The sequence below is a fragment of the Corynebacterium sp. H128 genome (assembly GCF_037482625.1).
Classification (GTDB): domain Bacteria; phylum Actinomycetota; class Actinomycetes; order Mycobacteriales; family Mycobacteriaceae; genus Corynebacterium.
The window spans coordinates 84,598-100,512 of record NZ_JBBHKW010000002.1 but is presented as its reverse complement, the minus strand read 5'-3'; the positions used below and the strand labels follow the sequence as shown (position 1 = coordinate 100,512).

At 57.2% G+C, this 15,915-nt stretch carries 17 protein-coding genes; 9 read left to right on the top strand and 8 right to left on the bottom strand.

Annotated features, from left to right (window positions below):
* The first annotated feature begins 145 nt into the window (after nt 1-145).
* Complete coding sequence (gene glgC, locus WG915_RS02340; RefSeq protein ID WP_339563759.1) at nt 146-1,363, top strand: glucose-1-phosphate adenylyltransferase; 1,218 nt, start codon at nt 146-148, stop codon at nt 1,361-1,363.
* 82 nt (nt 1,364-1,445) lie between these two features.
* Here glgC and WG915_RS02335 read toward each other — a convergent pair whose 3' ends face one another.
* The gene (locus tag WG915_RS02335) at nt 1,446-2,093 is read right to left on the bottom strand and encodes an O-methyltransferase (protein WP_445227764.1); all 648 of its coding nucleotides are present in this window, start codon (nt 2,091-2,093) and stop codon (nt 1,446-1,448) included.
* A gap of 265 nt (nt 2,094-2,358) precedes the next feature.
* On the opposite strand from WG915_RS02335, the gene sigE reads away from it, so the two are divergent.
* From sigE to tatB, 3 genes are read left to right on the top strand one after another with little or no spacing between them, the layout of a single operon-like run.
* Nucleotides 2,359-3,018 carry an RNA polymerase sigma factor SigE gene (gene sigE / locus WG915_RS02330; protein ID WP_339563758.1) on the top strand — a complete coding sequence of 220 codons (660 nt, stop codon included), beginning with the start codon at nt 2,359-2,361 and terminating at the stop codon, nt 3,016-3,018.
* Between the two features lie 57 nt (nt 3,019-3,075).
* Complete coding sequence (locus WG915_RS02325) at nt 3,076-3,465, top strand: anti-sigma factor family protein (RefSeq protein WP_339563757.1); 390 nt, start codon at nt 3,076-3,078, stop codon at nt 3,463-3,465.
* A 56-nt stretch (nt 3,466-3,521) separates the two neighbouring features.
* Complete coding sequence (tatB, locus tag WG915_RS02320; protein ID WP_339563756.1) at nt 3,522-4,001, top strand: Sec-independent protein translocase protein TatB; 480 nt, start codon at nt 3,522-3,524, stop codon at nt 3,999-4,001.
* A 104-nt stretch (nt 4,002-4,105) separates the two neighbouring features.
* Here the strand turns inward: tatB and WG915_RS02315 are convergent, their stop codons facing one another.
* From WG915_RS02315 to WG915_RS02305, 3 genes are read right to left on the bottom strand one after another with little or no spacing between them, the layout of a single operon-like run.
* Nucleotides 4,106-5,239, bottom strand: coding sequence for an Mrp/NBP35 family ATP-binding protein (locus tag WG915_RS02315; protein ID WP_339563755.1), 1,134 nt, complete (start codon nt 5,237-5,239; stop codon nt 4,106-4,108).
* Nucleotides 5,240-5,262: 23 nt separating this feature from the next.
* Complete coding sequence (locus tag WG915_RS02310; protein WP_339563754.1) at nt 5,263-5,865, bottom strand: DUF1003 domain-containing protein; 603 nt, start codon at nt 5,863-5,865, stop codon at nt 5,263-5,265.
* Between the two features lie 12 nt (nt 5,866-5,877).
* Nucleotides 5,878-7,185, bottom strand: coding sequence for a magnesium transporter MgtE N-terminal domain-containing protein (locus WG915_RS02305; protein ID WP_339563753.1), 1,308 nt, complete (start codon nt 7,183-7,185; stop codon nt 5,878-5,880).
* A gap of 114 nt (nt 7,186-7,299) precedes the next feature.
* Here WG915_RS02305 and WG915_RS02300 point away from each other — a divergent pair, with 114 nt between their 5' ends.
* On the top strand, nt 7,300-7,797 hold the full coding sequence (locus WG915_RS02300; RefSeq protein WP_339563752.1) for a general stress protein: 498 nt from the start codon (nt 7,300-7,302) through the stop codon (nt 7,795-7,797).
* Here WG915_RS02300 and corA read toward each other — a convergent pair whose 3' ends face one another.
* Nucleotides 7,798-8,892, bottom strand: coding sequence for a magnesium/cobalt transporter CorA (corA, locus tag WG915_RS02295; protein ID WP_339563751.1), 1,095 nt, complete (start codon nt 8,890-8,892; stop codon nt 7,798-7,800).
* 195 nt (nt 8,893-9,087) lie between these two features.
* Between corA and WG915_RS02290 the strand changes: the two genes are divergently transcribed.
* Together WG915_RS02290 and WG915_RS02285 are read left to right on the top strand one after the other, a co-directional pair.
* Nucleotides 9,088-9,804 (top strand): hypothetical protein, encoded by a 717-nt coding sequence (locus WG915_RS02290; RefSeq protein ID WP_339563750.1) that lies wholly within the window; start codon nt 9,088-9,090, stop codon nt 9,802-9,804.
* Between the two features lie 145 nt (nt 9,805-9,949).
* Complete coding sequence (locus tag WG915_RS02285; RefSeq protein WP_339563749.1) at nt 9,950-11,356, top strand: DNA polymerase IV; 1,407 nt, start codon at nt 9,950-9,952, stop codon at nt 11,354-11,356.
* On the opposite strand, the gene WG915_RS02280 is transcribed toward WG915_RS02285, so the two are convergent.
* Nucleotides 11,325-12,257: an asparaginase gene (locus WG915_RS02280; RefSeq protein WP_339563748.1), complete on the bottom strand. Its 933-nt coding sequence runs from the start codon at nt 12,255-12,257 to the stop codon at nt 11,325-11,327. The two genes, WG915_RS02285 and WG915_RS02280, sit on opposite strands and share 32 nt — an antisense overlap.
* A 149-nt stretch (nt 12,258-12,406) precedes the next feature.
* Between WG915_RS02280 and WG915_RS02275 the strand changes: the two genes are divergently transcribed.
* Together WG915_RS02275 and WG915_RS02270 are read left to right on the top strand one after the other, a co-directional pair.
* Entirely contained in the window at nt 12,407-12,940 is a 534-nt protein-coding gene (locus tag WG915_RS02275) for a hypothetical protein (RefSeq protein ID WP_339563747.1), read from the top strand.
* Nucleotides 12,941-13,023: 83 nt separating this feature from the next.
* Nucleotides 13,024-13,227, top strand: a complete 204-nt coding sequence (locus WG915_RS02270; protein ID WP_339563746.1) for a YgaP family membrane protein — start codon at nt 13,024-13,026, stop codon at nt 13,225-13,227.
* A 75-nt stretch (nt 13,228-13,302) separates the two neighbouring features.
* Here the strand turns inward: WG915_RS02270 and WG915_RS02265 are convergent, their stop codons facing one another.
* Nucleotides 13,303-14,913 (bottom strand): ABC-F family ATP-binding cassette domain-containing protein, encoded by a 1,611-nt coding sequence (locus WG915_RS02265; protein ID WP_339563745.1) that lies wholly within the window; start codon nt 14,911-14,913, stop codon nt 13,303-13,305.
* Between the two features lie 71 nt (nt 14,914-14,984).
* Nucleotides 14,985-15,896 (bottom strand): DUF6263 family protein, encoded by a 912-nt coding sequence (locus WG915_RS02260; RefSeq protein WP_339563744.1) that lies wholly within the window; start codon nt 15,894-15,896, stop codon nt 14,985-14,987.
* Nucleotides 15,897-15,915 lie beyond the last annotated feature (19 nt).

The window sequence follows — 15,915 nt, the reverse complement described above, 5'->3', positions numbered from 1 at the left end:
CGGGGGCGGAAAACAGTCATTGGAAGTTAAGAATTGCTTGCTGTTTATTGGAAAACCGCAGGCAGTTGTGGGGATGACAGTAAAGCGGGATAAAAACATTCACGTGGCTCTGCGCAGCGACTCATTTCCGATTACGTTGGAAGATGTGAGAACTCAACCACATGTCCTAGCAATCGTTCTCGCTGGTGGCGAGGGCAAACGTCTATTTCCGCTGACAGCAGACCGCGCTAAGCCGGCGGTGCCATTTGGCGGCACATACCGTCTGATTGACTTTGTGCTGTCCAACTTGGTCAACGCCGGATTCATGCAGATCTGCGTGCTGACCCAGTACAAGTCGCATTCCCTGGACCGGCACATTTCCCAGTCGTGGCAGCTATCCGGCCTCACTGGGCAGTACATCACTCCGGTTCCTGCTCAGCAGCGCCTGGGCAAGCGGTGGTACACCGGTTCTGCCGATGCCATCTTGCAGTCCCTCAACCTCATCTACGATGAGAACCCTGACTACGTGATCGTTTTTGGCGCAGACCACGTTTACCGCATGGATCCCCGCCAGATGCTGGATGATCACATTAAGTCCGGTAAGTCGGTGACGGTTGCGGGCATTCGCGTTCCGCGTGAGGAAGCAACGGCCTTTGGATGTATCCAATCCGATGCAGACGGCAACATCACTGAGTTCTTGGAAAAGCCGGCAGACCCGCCGGGCACGCCCGATGACCCTGCGGTGACCTATGCCTCGATGGGCAATTACATCTTCACCACGGATGCACTGATCGCGGCATTGACTGCCGATGAGCTCAACGATGACTCCGATCATGACATGGGCGGGGATATCATCCCTTACTTCGTGGACAAGGGGGAAGCGCACGTCTATGACTTCTCTGCCAATGACGTTCCCGGAAGTACGGAGCGGGACAACGGCTACTGGCGTGACGTCGGTACTATCGATGCCTTCTATGAAGCCCACATGGATCTCATTTCCGTGCTACCAGTGTTCAACCTGTACAACCGACGTTGGCCGATCCACTCCACAGAGGATGGAAATTTCCCGCCAGCAAAGTTTGTGCAAGGCGGCATAGCTCAATCCTCGATGGTGGCATCCGGCTGCATCATTTCCGGTGGCACTGTACGCAACTCTGTGTTGTCCAACAACGTGGTGGTAGAAGAAGGCGCAACCGTTGAAGGCGCAGTTCTCATGCCAGGTGTCCGGGTGAGCAAGGGGGCCGTAGTGCGCCATGCAATCCTCGATAAGAACGTGGTCGTCTCCGAAGGAGAATTCATCGGCGTGGACCACGAGCGCGATGCCTCCCGCTTCACCATCTCCGCTGGTGGCGTGGTATGCGTAGGGAAGAATCAGCGCGTATAAAGCTAGGATAGTAACGTAAAAGCCGCGACCTGAATGGTCGCGGCTTTTGTTATGTCGCAGTCAATCTACTTGTGGCAGTAAGCTATTCAGCTTTGTGGACGATAGTTATTCCAGCACCGAGTGGCAGCCGAGTTACCAGTGTCTCGGGGAGATCCCGTAGATAAGCATCCATGTCGCGGGCTGCTGCTGTATCCCGGTCGGTCCGGCTGGTGTCAGATACCGTGCCGTCGAGAAGCGAATCAGCCAGCACCAATACCCCTCCCGCAGAGAGCAGCGGCCAGGCAGAATCGAAGAATGCCCGCTGATCAACTGGTGCAACGTCGCCGTACACCAGCTGATAGGAATCGTTGGCCAGGCGGCCCATAACCTCGAGTGGACGAGAGGGGAGGAAGCGATACTTTGCGGGACGGTAGCCTGCTTCCTGGAAACACGCCTTCGCCTGGCGTTGATGCTCAGACTCGGGGTCGATACACGTCAAGTGTCCCTTTTCGCCAAGGCCTTTGAGCAGGTATAGGCCAACAACTCCAGCGGCAGGGGTAACGGCGATAGCACCAGCGGCTGCAGGGGTGCTGGCGCCCGCTGCCAAGGTGGATAGGAGGGAACCCGTAATCGCATCTGGAATGCGCAAATGAAACTCCTCCGCGTGCTGCAACGCAGTCTCCAAGGCAGGAGAAGTCTCAGTGGTGTCGATGATGTAGGAACGTAGGGTTTCCAGGGCAGTATCAGTCACAAAGCTCAGTTTAGGTCGCTTCCTAGCCAAGGTGGTTGATTTGCGTGCCGTATCGTCGCAAGTTGTGACTGGTGGGCAAGTTGAGATCAATGAGGGAACGTTATCAAGAAGTAACTAGTTACTCAGCTAGTTTTAGGGCAAAGTGGAACAAAGTCTCACCCGCTACAGTTATACATAGTGTTGAGCGCACCGCGGTGAGCTAGCTACAGAAGGCTAGCGAAAGTAAAAGTGGTGCTGAGACAGAAAGATCAGGCACAATACCCTTATGAGTCCATTTGAGTCCACACATGCGCTCGAGCCAGCAGCTGTTGGCCCTGAAGATGCAGTTTTGGGCGAGGAGACAGCACCCCTGACGGGGACTGCAGCCTTCGACGCTGGCCACGCGGATATGCCGACGTGGGCGGAACTCGTGGCGGAGCACGCAGACAGTGTGTACCGCCTGGCGTATCGTCTTTCAGGAAACCAGCACGATGCTGAGGACCTCACGCAAGAAACCTTTATGCGGGTGTTTCGTTCCTTGAAGAACTACCAGCCGGGCACTTTTGAAGGCTGGCTGCACCGCATCACTACCAATCTTTTCTTGGACATGGTGCGCCATCGCAGCAAGATTCGAATGGAAGCTTTGCCAGAGGACTATGACCGCGTTCCGGGAACCGATCTCACCCCAGAGCAGGCATACTCGGTGTCTAACTTGGACCCAGTATTGCAGGAAGCCCTCGATCTACTCAGCCCAGAGTTTCGCGTAGCCGTGGTGCTCTGTGACGTATTGGGGCTGTCTTATGACGAAATCGCCGATACGCTGGGTGTGAAATTGGGAACAGTTCGCTCCCGGATTCACCGTGGACGTTCTCAGATCAGGACATATTTGGAAGCCGCGGCTAAGACGAATGAAGCAGCGCAGCTCCTTCTCCCCACAAGAGGTTAGGCTGGGAAGTACTTGCCAGTAGACCATTCAGAGTGAGGAAGGAGGCGACAACGCAGCATGATTTCCATTCCCCATGGACTTCCCAAAAGGAGTAAGCGCGGGCATCGCGAATTCGCCTCGGTCGAACACCTCAGTTCTGAAGCAGTAGCTGGCTTTGTGGACAATGAGTTGAGCTCCACAGCGATGAACCGTGCCCGCATTCATTTGGTGCACTGTGTAGAGTGTCGCGCCGAGGTCAACCAGCAACGACGCGCATCCGAACAGCTACGCAAGGCTGCCGAGGAAGATATCTCTGTACCTTCGACGCTGATGGCTAAGCTGACATCAATTGCGCAGTCTTGCCCAGAGGGACCCGATGCACAAGAAGTAGCGCACCCTAAAGGGGAAACACTGATTGATCGTGTTGAGGTGTTCTACCGTGCCGTGCGTCGAAATCAAGGTAAATAGCGCGCAGCCGCTGGGCGTGCACGACAACCTCCGCAAAGCAGACTAGAGTAGGAACAGTGTTTAGCGATGTAGGTTGGGGCGAAATCTTCGTCATTTTTGTGGTCGGGCTTATCATCATTGGTCCCGAGCGACTCCCGAAGGTCATTACGGATGTCCGAGCTGCGCTGAATGCTGCCCGGGCCGCCATTAATAATGCGAAAGCTGACCTCAGCGATGAGTTTGGATCGGAGTTTGATGACTTCCGGAAACCCGTTGCGGAGCTAGCCACCTTGACCAAATTGGGGCCGCGAGCTGCGCTGACCAAGACGCTTCTCGACGGCGATGACTCCATTTTCGATGCCTTCGACCCCAAGAAGATCATGTCTGAAGAGGATACGGCCGGACGCACTGAACGCGCTCGAGCTGAGTTGTATGACACTGACCCTGCCACCACGACGTCGCCGGAAACCAATAAGGTAGAACGCCCAGACACTCCGAAGGACGACCGGAAAGATCCGCCAGCTAGCGCCGGATTTTCCTGGGCAGACATCACCTAACCACAAAAATTACGTCGTTTGAGTTGGGTGCTCAAACTGCACTGAAAGCAAATTCGCCTGCATGGGATCCACAATGCAGGCGAATTTGCTTTTAAGTTGCGCCGCTACTCGGCGGTGACCTCCAGGCCGAGGGGTTTGCCTGCGAGGGATTCGCGACGTACCTGTAGCGCCTCCGCAATCGCGAAGATGGCTTTCGCGGTAGGGGAGTCTGGTGCAGAGACTACTACTGGGTCTCCGCTATCGCCGCCCACGCGTAGCGCGGGATCTAGCGGAACCTGACCAAGCAAAGGGACATCCGAGCCGGTCAAAGTGGACAACCGTTCTGCCACCTGTTCGCCTCCGCCACTGCCGAACACATCCATGGTGGATCCGTCGGGGAGCACCATAGCCCCCATATTTTCGATGACGCCTGCCACCTTCTGGTGAGTCTGCAGGGAGGCTGTGCCTGCCCGTTCGGCTACTTCGGCGGCTGCGACCTGCGGAGTAGTTACTACGAGCAACTCAGCTGATGGTAGGAGCTGGCCTACGGCGATAGCGACGTCGCCTGTACCTGGCGGCAAGTCGAGCAGCAAGATATCAAGATCGCCCCAGAAGACGTCGGCGAGGAACTGCTGGATGGCTCGTTGCAGCATAGGGCCACGCCACATCACAGGGGCGTTGCCTTCTGTGAAGTGCGCGATGGAGATCATCTTTACGCCGTGTGCCTGGACCGGCATGATCATGTCGTCGACAGCGGTGGGGCGCTCAGTCGTGCCAAAAAGGCCAGGGATCGAGTGCCCGTAGATGTCGGCATCCAGCACACCCACCTGCAGGCCGCGCTGCGCCAATGCGACCGCGAGATTCGCCGTCATTGAGGACTTACCCACGCCGCCCTTGCCGGAGGCAACGGCGAACACCCGCGTCGTGGACGTAGGCTTTGCGAATGGAATTTCTGGGGTGTCAGCGTGTCCGCGTAGTGAAGTGCGCAGCTCGCGCCGTTGTTCATCACTCATCACGTCAGTGCTGACGCGTACGGCACCGATCCCTTCGATGTCCTTGATAGCGGCTTCTGCGTTGTTCACAATCGTCGTCTTCATAGGACAGCCAGCGATGGTGAGATATATTTCCACTGCAACATCGTTGCCATCGACAGTGATTGATTTCACCATGCCGAGCTCAGTAATTGGTTTCCCGATTTCGGGATCGTCGACGCGGGCGAGGGCCTCGCGGACTTTAGATTCAGCAATCGTTGTACTCACGGAGCCCATCGTACCGCGCGCGGTTACTCGTCCGAACTTGCGTCTGAGGACTTTTCTGCCACATCGCCATGGCGGGGCTCGGAGAGCTCGGAACCATCGGTAAGTGCGGCATCGTGGTCACGCGCGATTCGCGCTGCAGACTCATCATCAAGTTTGGCTTCAATGCGCTCGAGCACGCTGCCGAGTTCCTCCAACTCTCGTCTTAAGTAGTCGCGTGTGACATTGTCACCAATCGCGATACGAACGCTTGCGAGTTCACGCGTGAGGAACTCAGTATCAGCTTTCGTTTCTTCTGCACGTCGCCGATCTTCCGCAAGAACTAAGCGGTCGCGGTCTTCTTGGCGGTTCTGCGCCAGCAGAATCAACGGTGCTGCATAGGCAGCTTGGGTGGAAAAAGCTAGGTTGAGCAGGATAAACGGGTAGGGGTCCCAACTCCACGCCCAACCGCCAATGTTGAGTGCGATCCAGATGATGACAAAAATCGTTTGCCAGAACAGATACTCACCGGTGCCGAAAAGTCGAGCGACTTTTTCGGCGAAGGCGCCCACAGCGTCCGCATCAACGCGCAGGAGACTCCGGCGCTGGCCGACGGCTGGGGTGTCTAGTGTCGCGCGCTTATCAGCCACGGGAGGCCTCCTTTACTGCTGTACAGCGGTGATCGATTCGGAAGAATGTGGGTCTGGTCGCAAACCTACTTCGCGCCAGTCTTCGGGCAGGAGGTGGTCGAGGAGGTCGTCCACGGCGACTGCGCCGAGCAAGTGTTTGTCGTCGTCAAGCACGGGGCCACAGACAAGGTTATACATCGCAAAGTAGCGCGCCGCAGTTTCCTGGGTGTCGTTGGCATAAAGCGGCGGCAGGTCCGGATCTAGAATGCCACCGATGAGTGAACTGGGGGGTTCTCTTAGTAGTTTCTGCAGGTGGACGCAGCCCAGGTACTTGCCGGTTGGGGTGGCTGTTGGCGGCCGGCAGACGAAAATCAATGAGCTGAGGCTAGTGGGCAAATCCGGGTGCCGAGCCATAGCAAGGGCCTCCGCCACCGTCGTTTGTGGGGTGAGGATCAGCGGCTCTGGTGTCATCAGGGCGCCTACGGTGTCGGGGGAGAAAGTCATCAGCCTACGAACAGGGGCCGACTCCTCAGGATCCATCAACTCCAGCAGGACATCTGCTTTAGCATCTGGCAGCTCGCCGAGCAGGTCGGCAGCATCATCCGGGTCCATCTCTTCCAAAATGTCTGCTGCGCGCTCAATGTCCAAGGACTCAATGATCTCTGCTTGGTGATCGTCCGGCATCTCTTGGATGATGTCGGCGAGGCGTTCGTCATCGAGTTCCTCAGCCACTTGATGCCGCTGCAGCGTAGGCATCTCATGCATGACCGTAGCGATGTCCGCTGGGCGCATGTCGTCGAAAGAGGCGATAATCTGCGCGGTAGCATCGGTGGAACCTAGGCCACCCGCAGTAACTCCCAACACATGAGACCACGGAACTACATGCAGGTCGGCTCGACGGCCAAACTTTGGACGCTCGCCAAAAACTGCGAGTCTAGAGATGACCCAGTCCCGCGTGCGCGTGCGCTCCAACTCCACGTCCGCGATTTCCACCGGCTTGCCATGCAGTTGTGGAAGCTCTGGATCATCAATATGAACTTTTGCCCCGATGAGGTCGTTCAAAACGGTGGATTCACCGGAGCGCGGCTTGAACTGGCGCATGGATACCGAACCGGTGGCCAAGGTGATGTCCGCTGGGGCAATATCGGCCACCCGCAACAATGGCACGAAGATGCGCCTTTTGTTGGTCATCTCCACCACCAAGCCGAGGGCGCGGGAGAGATGTGAGGTGGGCCGGATGCTGACCACCACGTCGCGTACCCTGCCGATCGCTTCGGCATCGGGGCCACGGACGATCATTCCATTCAGGCGGCCAGCGTACACGCGGGTAGTAGTGCTCATAACGTGCCATTCTACTTCAGTGCGGCACTGGGGTTGCTTCTTAAGAAGTGGAACCAAAGCCAGGCATTAGGCGTTGTTCCGATGAAGCACAATAAACCCCTGAAGGAATAAACGATGACTACCGCTGGCCCCACACCACTCGATCCCCGCCCGTTGCCGACCGGCTGGCCCGTCGGCAGCTTCACTTCCTACGTGGAAGCCCAAGCGGCCGTGGACATGCTTTCAGATAAGGGTGATTTTCCGGTTAGTGAGCTCACTATCGTAGGCGTCAACCTCATGGAAGTAGAGCGCGTAGTCGGGCGGTTGACATGGAGCCGAGTTCTTGCCGGAGGCGCAGCTTCGGGCGCGTGGATGGGCGTGTTCTTCGGTCTACTCATCGGCTTGTTCAACGACGCATGGCTCGCACCGCTGATTGTTGGCATCATCATGGGCGTGGTCTTTGGCGTAGTCTCTGCTGCCGTTAGTTATGCCAGCACTCAGGGAAAACGAGACTTTAGTTCCCGAACCCAAATTGTGGCGGGGCGTTATGACGTCCTGTGTTCCCCTGAACACGCCCGCGTCGCGCGAGATGTCATCGCCCGCGCGAACCTAGGTGGAAAGCTAGCCGAGTAACTAGAGCCACTTGTTCTTCTTGAAGAACGCCCACATGAATAAAACAGACAGCAACATCAAACCCAGGACGATGAAGTATCCGTACTGGGTCTTCAGTTCTGGCATGTTCTCAAAATTCATGCCATAAATGCCGGCGATCATCGTCGGGACCGCGGCCATACCAACTATGGCGGACAGGCGACGCATATCTGCGTTTTGCTGAATAGATACCTTTGCCACACCCGCGTTAATCAGCGAAGACAGCCGCTCGTCGTGCGAGGCGATGTGATCCATGGCAGCAATTTCATGGTCCAGCACGTCCACGAAGTAGCTACTGATCTGTTCGGAAAGCAACCCGTGTTGGTTTGCGGTCAACGTACGTAGTGCTGGTGCCAGGGGGTCGATGGCATGACGCATCTCTAGGATCTCTCGCTTGAGACGGTAGATCTGTTCAATGTCGAAACTGGAGTCGGGGGAGAAGACCTCGTTCTCCAACTCGTCGACGTCGTTGGAAAGCAGTCGGGCGATGCGGATGTAGTCGTCGACAAGCACGTCCGCAATCAGCCAAGCCACGGCAGAGGGTCCCAGCGCACACTGTTCAGGGTCGCGCTCCAGGCGTTTCTTGAGTCCAGTGATTGTGGACTGTTCACCGTGGCGAACAGTGATAATGAAATCAGGGCCCACAATCATCTGGACCTCGCCAGTTTCGATAATCTCTTTGGCGTTATTAACCATCGCGTCATCGGTGTACTTCACGTTGCGGATGACAAAGAAGAACTGGTCACCGTAGCGTTCCACCTTAGGGCGCTGCCGAGCGCCGACGGCATCCTCAACTATCAAATCGTGGACATCGTAGGCTTGAGAGATTGACACCATCTGGTGTTGGTCCGGCTCGTAGAGTCCCAGCCACACGTAGCCCTCACCAGTACGGCGAACCTCCTCCAACGCTTCGCGGTAGTTGAACGCGCCGCGTACGGGCTTGCCATCGCGATAGACCACACAGCGTTCGATCGCTCTTTCTGCCGGTATCCGCAACCTGCTCAGTGCTTCGGGGGACTCCGATAGCGGCACCGCTAGTGAGCGTGGCCGTTTGGACAGCGGGAAATTATTCGCCATAAAATTCCCTTTCCCCTGACCCAGTGGGTCAAGCGCGATGTGAAACTGCGACTAAAAACAAGAAGACTTTACAACTCTAGGCCACCAAGTGGTCAAGTGACAGCAGCGCGCAATTGCCGAAAGAATTGTGAAAGCAACTGATTCTCGTAAGATGTAGACCTAGTCAATCTTCCCACCCTTCGGAGTGAACAAACAATGCAACAGCCGAGCAGCACCTCCTTAAGTGGCATCATGCCGCTGCGTCAATGGCTGACATTCGGATTAGCAGCGTTGGTGCTGCTGGGGAGTACTGTGACTGGGGGCACGCCCCAGCCTTCCGCTAGGCCACGCGAAGCAGAAACAGATTCGATCACTGTTTCCATCAACGGTGACCGATACCAACAAAAGGCCTTGGGGGAGGTAGTTACCGGGGCCTTTGTGCGCAGTGGCAAGGAAGCATACCTGGAATCAGAAACCGCTTCTGATAGAAAACCGCGCCTCGAGCGTCTCCAAAGCGGAGATGCCGACCTAGTGCTCGGCTGCACTGGGGAGCTGCTGTTCTACCTCGATCCCGCACTGGCGCAGGAGCTGTCAGCGCAGTATCAGCGCGATAAGGAAAAGGGACTTGATCCCAACGATGGCACGTGGCGCGATAAGGTCTACCAGGCGATGGTCGGGTCACTACCTAACACGATGATGGCTACCGACCCTTCGAACGCCACTGGTTGCAATGGCTACGATGGCCCAGAGTTGCCGCAGAATGTTGTGCCAGTATTTCGGGAGACTGCGCTGCAACGTCGGGATCGACTCACACTCAATCAGATCTCCGGTGGTATCACCACCAAAGACCTTGATGAGCTGTTTGCAGGGCCGCGTGATGACGATGCCACGAAGGAGCGGGCGCAGAAGCTGCTCTCCAAGCTTGATTTTTAACTCCAGACTCACAAGTCCAGACCCATAAGTGCGCGGGCGCTTGGCTGGGGAGAGCCATCTGTAGCAGCCATGGGCCTGAGCTTGCTCATAAGTGGTTAAACCCGCGGCGATTGCCAGCAATCTAAGCCCAGTTATGCTGAAAAGCATGCAACGCTGGGTGCTACATATCGATATGGACGCGTTTTTCGCCTCCGTCGAACAATTGACTCGCCCTACGCTGCGTGGCCGACCTGTGCTCGTCGGCGGACTGTCCGGCCGTGGGGTAGTGGCGGGCGCTTCCTATGAGGCAAGGGCATTCGGTGCCAAGAGTGCGATGCCCATGTACCAAGCACGGGCATTGGTCGGTTTTGGGGTAGTCACAGTCCAGCCACGCCACGCGGTATATGCAACAGCTTCGCGCCGGGTATTTGAGATCATTCGGGCGCGGGCAGGGATCGTCGAGCAACTCTCCATTGATGAGGGATTTATGGAGCCAGCGGAGCTGGTCGGGGCGAGCCCAGAAGAGGTACGCGAGTGGTCCGAGGAGCTGCGTGCGTTGATCAAAGCGGAAACAGGGCTACCGGCGTCGATAGGCGCGGGCTCCGGCAAACAATTTGCCAAGATCGGCTCCGGCGAGGCGAAACCAGACGGGGTGTTTGTAGTGCCAGTGGATCGGCAGCATGAGCTGCTTGATCCCCTGCCAGTGCGCAAATTATGGGGGATCGGTCCCGTTGCGGAGGCGAAGCTCAAACAACAAGGCGTGGCGACGATTGCGGACTTTGCGGCCATGAGCCGCAGGGACGTGGAGATTTCGCTGGGCAAGAATGTCGGTGTGGCATTGTGGCATCTTGCCCGCGGAAACGATGACCGACCCGTGGCGCCACGTGCCGAGGCGAAACAAGTATCGGCGGAACACACCTATCCAGAGGACCTCACCACGCGTGCGCAAGTCGATGCCGCCGTAGAACGTTCGGCTCGATCAGCGCACCGGAGGTTGCTTCGCGACGGCCGTGGCGCCCGGACGGTAACAGTGAAGACAAAACTGGCTACCTTCGCGAGCGAATCCCGCTCACTTACGCTGCCTTATGCCACAGACGACCTGAGCACCTTGCATGCAAGCGCGCGCAAGCTAACTCGATACGCAGAGGAAGTAGGTCCGATCCGGCTCATCGGAGTGTCCTTCTCTGGGTTGGAGTCCGAGCGTCAAGACGTGCTGTTTCCTGAATTGGATCAGAATGTCGTGGTAGTGGAGTCGCAGGAATATGAGGCTGGGGTGAGAGACACCAATGCGGGAGGAGTGGTGTCGGTAACTAGTAGTACCTCCGCCAGCCCGGCCGGGGACGCGGTGTGGCACAGCACGCAAGATGTGTACCATCCCGAATTCGGGCACGGCTGGGTACAAGGGGCAGGACACGGCGTGGTATCCGTGCGTTTTGAAACCAGAAGCACCGACCGGGGGAAGACGCGCAGCTTCGCCATCGATGACCCCGACCTGGTGGCAGCCGATCCGCTAGATAGCTTGGATTGGGAAGATTGGTTTGCTACACAAGAGTCGCCAGGTGACGGCCACTAGCAACTGAAATGGCGAGCAAGACTCGAGCTTGCGGCGCCCGGAAGTAGCTGCTCCACAAGGCGCCCTTTTGAGCCAACTCTGCGGCGCCACTGTATGTGGAAGCCACTTCGCCACGTGGAACGCGGGTGCTAATCAGAACGGGGACGCCGGCAGCGAGCACCTCGGTCAGCCCTTGAGAAAACACGGACCCAACATTGCCGGATCCCATGGCTTCGACGACGATGCCGTCTACGCCCTGCTCGCGATAAAGATCCAGAACTTCTCGTCCTGCACCGGGATAGGCGGTGACGATTGGAACATTGACTTTGGCTAGCGCAGTGGCCGGTACTGGATCCGGCCGAGTGGGCTCTTCCGGCCCATTCGTGGCGAATGCTAGTTCATCAGTGGTGTGCCACTTGGTGGCGCCCCGAACCGCGAGGACGGCGCGTCCGAATACGATAAGACAGCCGATGTCTCGTGCGGAGGCATCACTTGCCACGATGAGCGCTTCGAACAGGTTGTTCAGGCCGTCGGCTTCTGGGTGATCGAAGGGCTTTTGCGCTCCGGTGAATACCACTGGCCGAGAGTCATTATGGAAGGTATCAACGGCTACGGCGGTTTCTTCCATAGAGTCGGTGCCGTGGGTGACCACAACACCGGAAACGCTCGGATCGCGGAGTGCATCGCCGACAGCGTTCACTATGGCGTCGATATCTGCAAACGTCATGGTGGAAGAATCGATGCACTCCAATTCACGTACCTCCACCGCGATGGTGCCAGGCGCGAATCGACGTGCAACTGGCCGGAGCAAATCCTCCCCAGATACAGTGGCGTTGAGCACACCGTGCTCGTCCGTTGTGCAGGCGATTGTGCCACCTGTGGTGAGCACAACTACTTTTAAAGGCGCGTTCTCAGCAGACATACCACTAGGGTGCCACACTTGCGGGCACAGGTTTTACCTAGGGACACTTAAGTTACACGTGTTATTATCGTCGACACGCCTGCGGTGAGTTTTGTATAGACCCATAGCCCGAGAATCGCTCACCGCCCATTACTTACAAGGAGATTTCGTTGAAGTTTTCCACCACAGCAGCTGCTGCAGCCGTCCTCGCCGCTGCGCTTTCCCTCACCGCTTGTTCCGGTGACGATGCCTCAGGAAGCAAAACATCGACTTCCTCCGCTGCTAAGTCGACCTCCGCTAAGGGGGCAGCTCCGGCTCAGCCAAGCGCTGCGGACCTCAACGCTGTGCTGGCTAAGGCAACTGATCCGAGCGCAAGTGTGGAAGAGAAGATCGTAACCGTTCAAGGTGGCGATACCGCGCCAGAGCTTTTTGAAACCATGACCAAGTCTAAGGCCGAGTCCGGCGCAGACTTCCAGGTAGTAGATCCGATCCTGCCTGGCTACACCCCAGATTCTGTTCTTGCGACGGTGAACTTCAGCCTTCCAGACCGTGAGCCACAGGCCGCCGACAATGTGGAGTTTATTTACGATGGTGGCACCTGGAAGCTCTCCCAGAGCTGGGCTTGTACTTTGATCACCAACACGGTTGCTCCCGAACAGGTTCCGGCAATGTGTAAGGATCAGGCCGCTACCCCAACTCCTTAAGTGTGATCACGAGGACACTGATGAGGACGTGACACCTATCTCTATGTAGTTAGAAGTTAGTCAAAGCGTTCTAAGATTTCTGCATGACTAAAAACGAAGGAACCATTGACCGCACTCTTCGCGGTGTGCTCGCTATCGTTGCTGGTATTTGTGCAGCAACCGTTGCTACCGGCCCCCTGCAGGTGATCCTCTGGGCGCTGGCAGTACTTATGGCAGTTACTGCAGCAGCAGGGTTTTGTCCGCTATATCGAGCCCTCGGGATGTCTACCTGCCCGTTAAAGAATTAAACCCCCAAATTTCGAGATCCCGCCCGGTCCACAATGTGGCCGAAGGCGGGATCTGTTGTTTGTGGGGAGGAATCCTCAAGAAATCTCGTTGTCAGCCGACAGCGGTGAAATCTCAACTATGCCTGCCGGCCAGCGGTTACGCAGCCAGCGGTCATGGCTAGCAATCAGACACACGCCCGGGTAGTTGACGAGTGCGTGTTCCAGGTCTTCCGCTAGAGCCAAGGCGATGTGGTTGGTGGGCTCGTCGAGAAGCAGGACTTCTGGTGGGTCAACTAACACCATGCCGATCGCTACGCGACGCTGCTGTCCCAGAGATAGCTCCCGCAGTGGCTTGTGCATGCGATCCTCATCCAGCAGCCCAAGCTCGACCAGTTCTGGGCAAAGTTCGCGTGGAGTCGCCTCCAGCGATTCCCATTCAGAGTCCTGTGTCAGGTATCCGATCCGCACCCCCTCCGCTAGCACTCGCTCGCCAGAGTCCGGGGAGAGCAGCCCCGCAGCAATTGCCAGCAACGTCGATTTACCCGCACCATTGGGGCCGATGACGAGCCGAGTATCGCCCGCAAACATCTCCAGCTTCACTGTCCGCAACCGCCCAGTAACGGCTACCGAATCTAGGCGGAGCAGGGCCTCTGGGCGGGGTTTGAAAGCCACAGACAACGCTCCGGTGAAGGACAACTTAGGCGGTGGTGGCGGAATTTCGAAGCGCTCCAACTCCTCGAGGCGATTCCGGGTGGCTTTGAGCCGGTTGCCGACAGTCTTAGCGGCGCGGTCTGCAAAGAACTTCTGGGACACCCGCGTTTCAGACTTGGCCTCTGTGGAGTGAAAGATGTCGCCTTCGCTAATGCCGAGCTTTCCTTCCAGCTCAGAGCGATTTTGCTCCTGAATGGAATAGTCATGTTCCCAGCGGGTGCGGGCAGCAGCTCGCCAGGCAAGATACTCGCTGAATGAACCGTGGAACAACGCACCTTGCCGGGAATCTTCCCCGTAGCCGCCCTCGGCACCGAGCGCGGGGTCGAGATCAATGATGTCTGTGGCACAGTGATCGAGAAACCAGCGATCATGGCTAGCCGCAATGATGGGGCCCGGGAAGCTGGCGAGCTCGGCCATCAGGAAGTCCACGGCGGCATCGTCGAGGTGGTTAGTTGGTTCGTCGAGCAGCATGGCGTCTACGGGGCGCAGGAGGAGCGCCGCCAGTGCATAACGACGTCGTTGACCACCGGAAAGCTGATGGATCGGAGTCGCAGGATCGATATCACTGAGGCCGAGGCCCGCGCGTACCTGCTCGATTCGGGAATCCAGTGACCATAGCTGAGACTGCTCAGCCCGAGAAAGCGCGCGATCGAATTCCTCGGTGACATCACGAGTGGACATCGCGGCGCTGAGCTCTTCAATCTCCGTTTCCAACTGCCGGATCTCCGCGACGGCTTCGTCGATAAGCGCCCCGACCGGCGAATCAAACGCCAAGGTGGTTTCCTGCGTGATGAAGCCGAGCCTATCGGGGACAGTGAAGGTGCCAGCATCCGGTTTTCCGCCTGCAAGCAACGAAAGCAGGGTGGATTTCCCGGCACCATTTTCTCCGATAAGGCCTGCGATCTCGCCAGCATTGACGGTGAAAGAAATGTCAGTGAGGACGCGGCGGTCAGGATAAGAGAAGCTGACGCGGTCGGATTTAATGAAAGAAGGCATAACTGAGTTTCCTAAGGTCGAAGCGGATGGTTGCTCGGGGTATTAGGAAAATGCCATGACTTAAATTCTAGCTAGGAGTAGTCAATTTTGGAAATGAAATCCTGGAAAACACGCGCGGGTTTGTCATCCTCGCCATAAAGCACTCGGGTAGCAAGGTCAACGGAGCCAGCTACCGGCAGCGGTTTCCGCAGGTCTACCTGTAATGAGCCAGAACCTGTGGAGTGGGTACCCACAACCTTAAGTTCAGAATTGAGGCCTTGATCAGCCAGGCTCAAGGCAGCTACTGCCGGGCGTTCGGAGACTTCCACGGCGATATCTGCGACATCTCCCTCGCGGGAGTTCAACGTGTACGTAGTGCTGCGTAGCATCGTGGAATCACCAGTGACACGGTTTTCCACCGTCCATTTTGCGCCTGGAGCAATGGGTTCGCTGGGGAAAATCACCGGCTGCGCCAACAGCTTCATCAAATAGAGCTCGGCGATCGCACGGCCCTGATCAGTGGCTGCAGTTGGGGCAGACAGCCTGACCGTCTCAGCGCGTCCTGTTGGTTGGCCGGTCCAGGCGAGTTCGAAACCCTCTGTCGACTGGGTATCCGACGCAAACTCGGGCTTAGAGTGGGTTGGGCTCAGCAACTTGAGTGTGACATCTCGGGGAGACTGCGCAGAGACAGCGGCATCGAGCGTGGCTTTCAGCGTATCCACGTTGGCATCAGTGGCAGGTTCGGCAGCAATATCCGCCGCGGTACCCGTGCCCTGTTCAAAACCATCCGAGATCTCAATCGCGGATTGTTGGGTTGCGCCGGAATCGTGAAAGGCCAGGACCTGTGCGTCGCCTACACCGGCGTCGATAAGCGCCACCTTGGGGGCGTCGACCGGCAACGACACCGCCTTTTCTTCGCTTTGCTGTGGGGCATCATTACCGCACGCAGTGAGCGCAAAAACGGACAGGGTGACGGCGAGACAGGACGCGAGCGACTTCTTCATAAGTGACTACGGTACTAGG

Excerpts from the sequence above, each read along its gene's own strand:
- WG915_RS02280 (WP_339563748.1), bottom strand. The coding sequence starts at position 12,257 with ATGTCTGCTGAGAACGCGCCTTTAAAAGTAGTTGTGCTCACCACAGGT.
- WG915_RS02285 (WP_339563749.1), top strand. The coding sequence starts at position 9,950 with ATGCAACGCTGGGTGCTACATATCGATATGGACGCGTTTTTCGCCTCC.
- WG915_RS02300 (WP_339563752.1), top strand. The coding sequence starts at position 7,300 with ATGACTACCGCTGGCCCCACACCACTCGATCCCCGCCCGTTGCCGACC.
- WG915_RS02290 (WP_339563750.1), top strand. The coding sequence starts at position 9,088 with ATGCAACAGCCGAGCAGCACCTCCTTAAGTGGCATCATGCCGCTGCGT.
- WG915_RS02325 (WP_339563757.1), top strand. The coding sequence starts at position 3,076 with ATGATTTCCATTCCCCATGGACTTCCCAAAAGGAGTAAGCGCGGGCAT.
- corA (WP_339563751.1), bottom strand. The coding sequence starts at position 8,892 with ATGGCGAATAATTTCCCGCTGTCCAAACGGCCACGCTCACTAGCGGTG.
- WG915_RS02305 (WP_339563753.1), bottom strand. The coding sequence starts at position 7,185 with ATGAGCACTACTACCCGCGTGTACGCTGGCCGCCTGAATGGAATGATC.
- WG915_RS02260 (WP_339563744.1), bottom strand. The coding sequence starts at position 15,896 with ATGAAGAAGTCGCTCGCGTCCTGTCTCGCCGTCACCCTGTCCGTTTTT.
- WG915_RS02270 (WP_339563746.1), top strand. The coding sequence starts at position 13,024 with ATGACTAAAAACGAAGGAACCATTGACCGCACTCTTCGCGGTGTGCTC.
- WG915_RS02265 (WP_339563745.1), bottom strand. The coding sequence starts at position 14,913 with ATGCCTTCTTTCATTAAATCCGACCGCGTCAGCTTCTCTTATCCTGAC.
- sigE (WP_339563758.1), top strand. The coding sequence starts at position 2,359 with ATGAGTCCATTTGAGTCCACACATGCGCTCGAGCCAGCAGCTGTTGGC.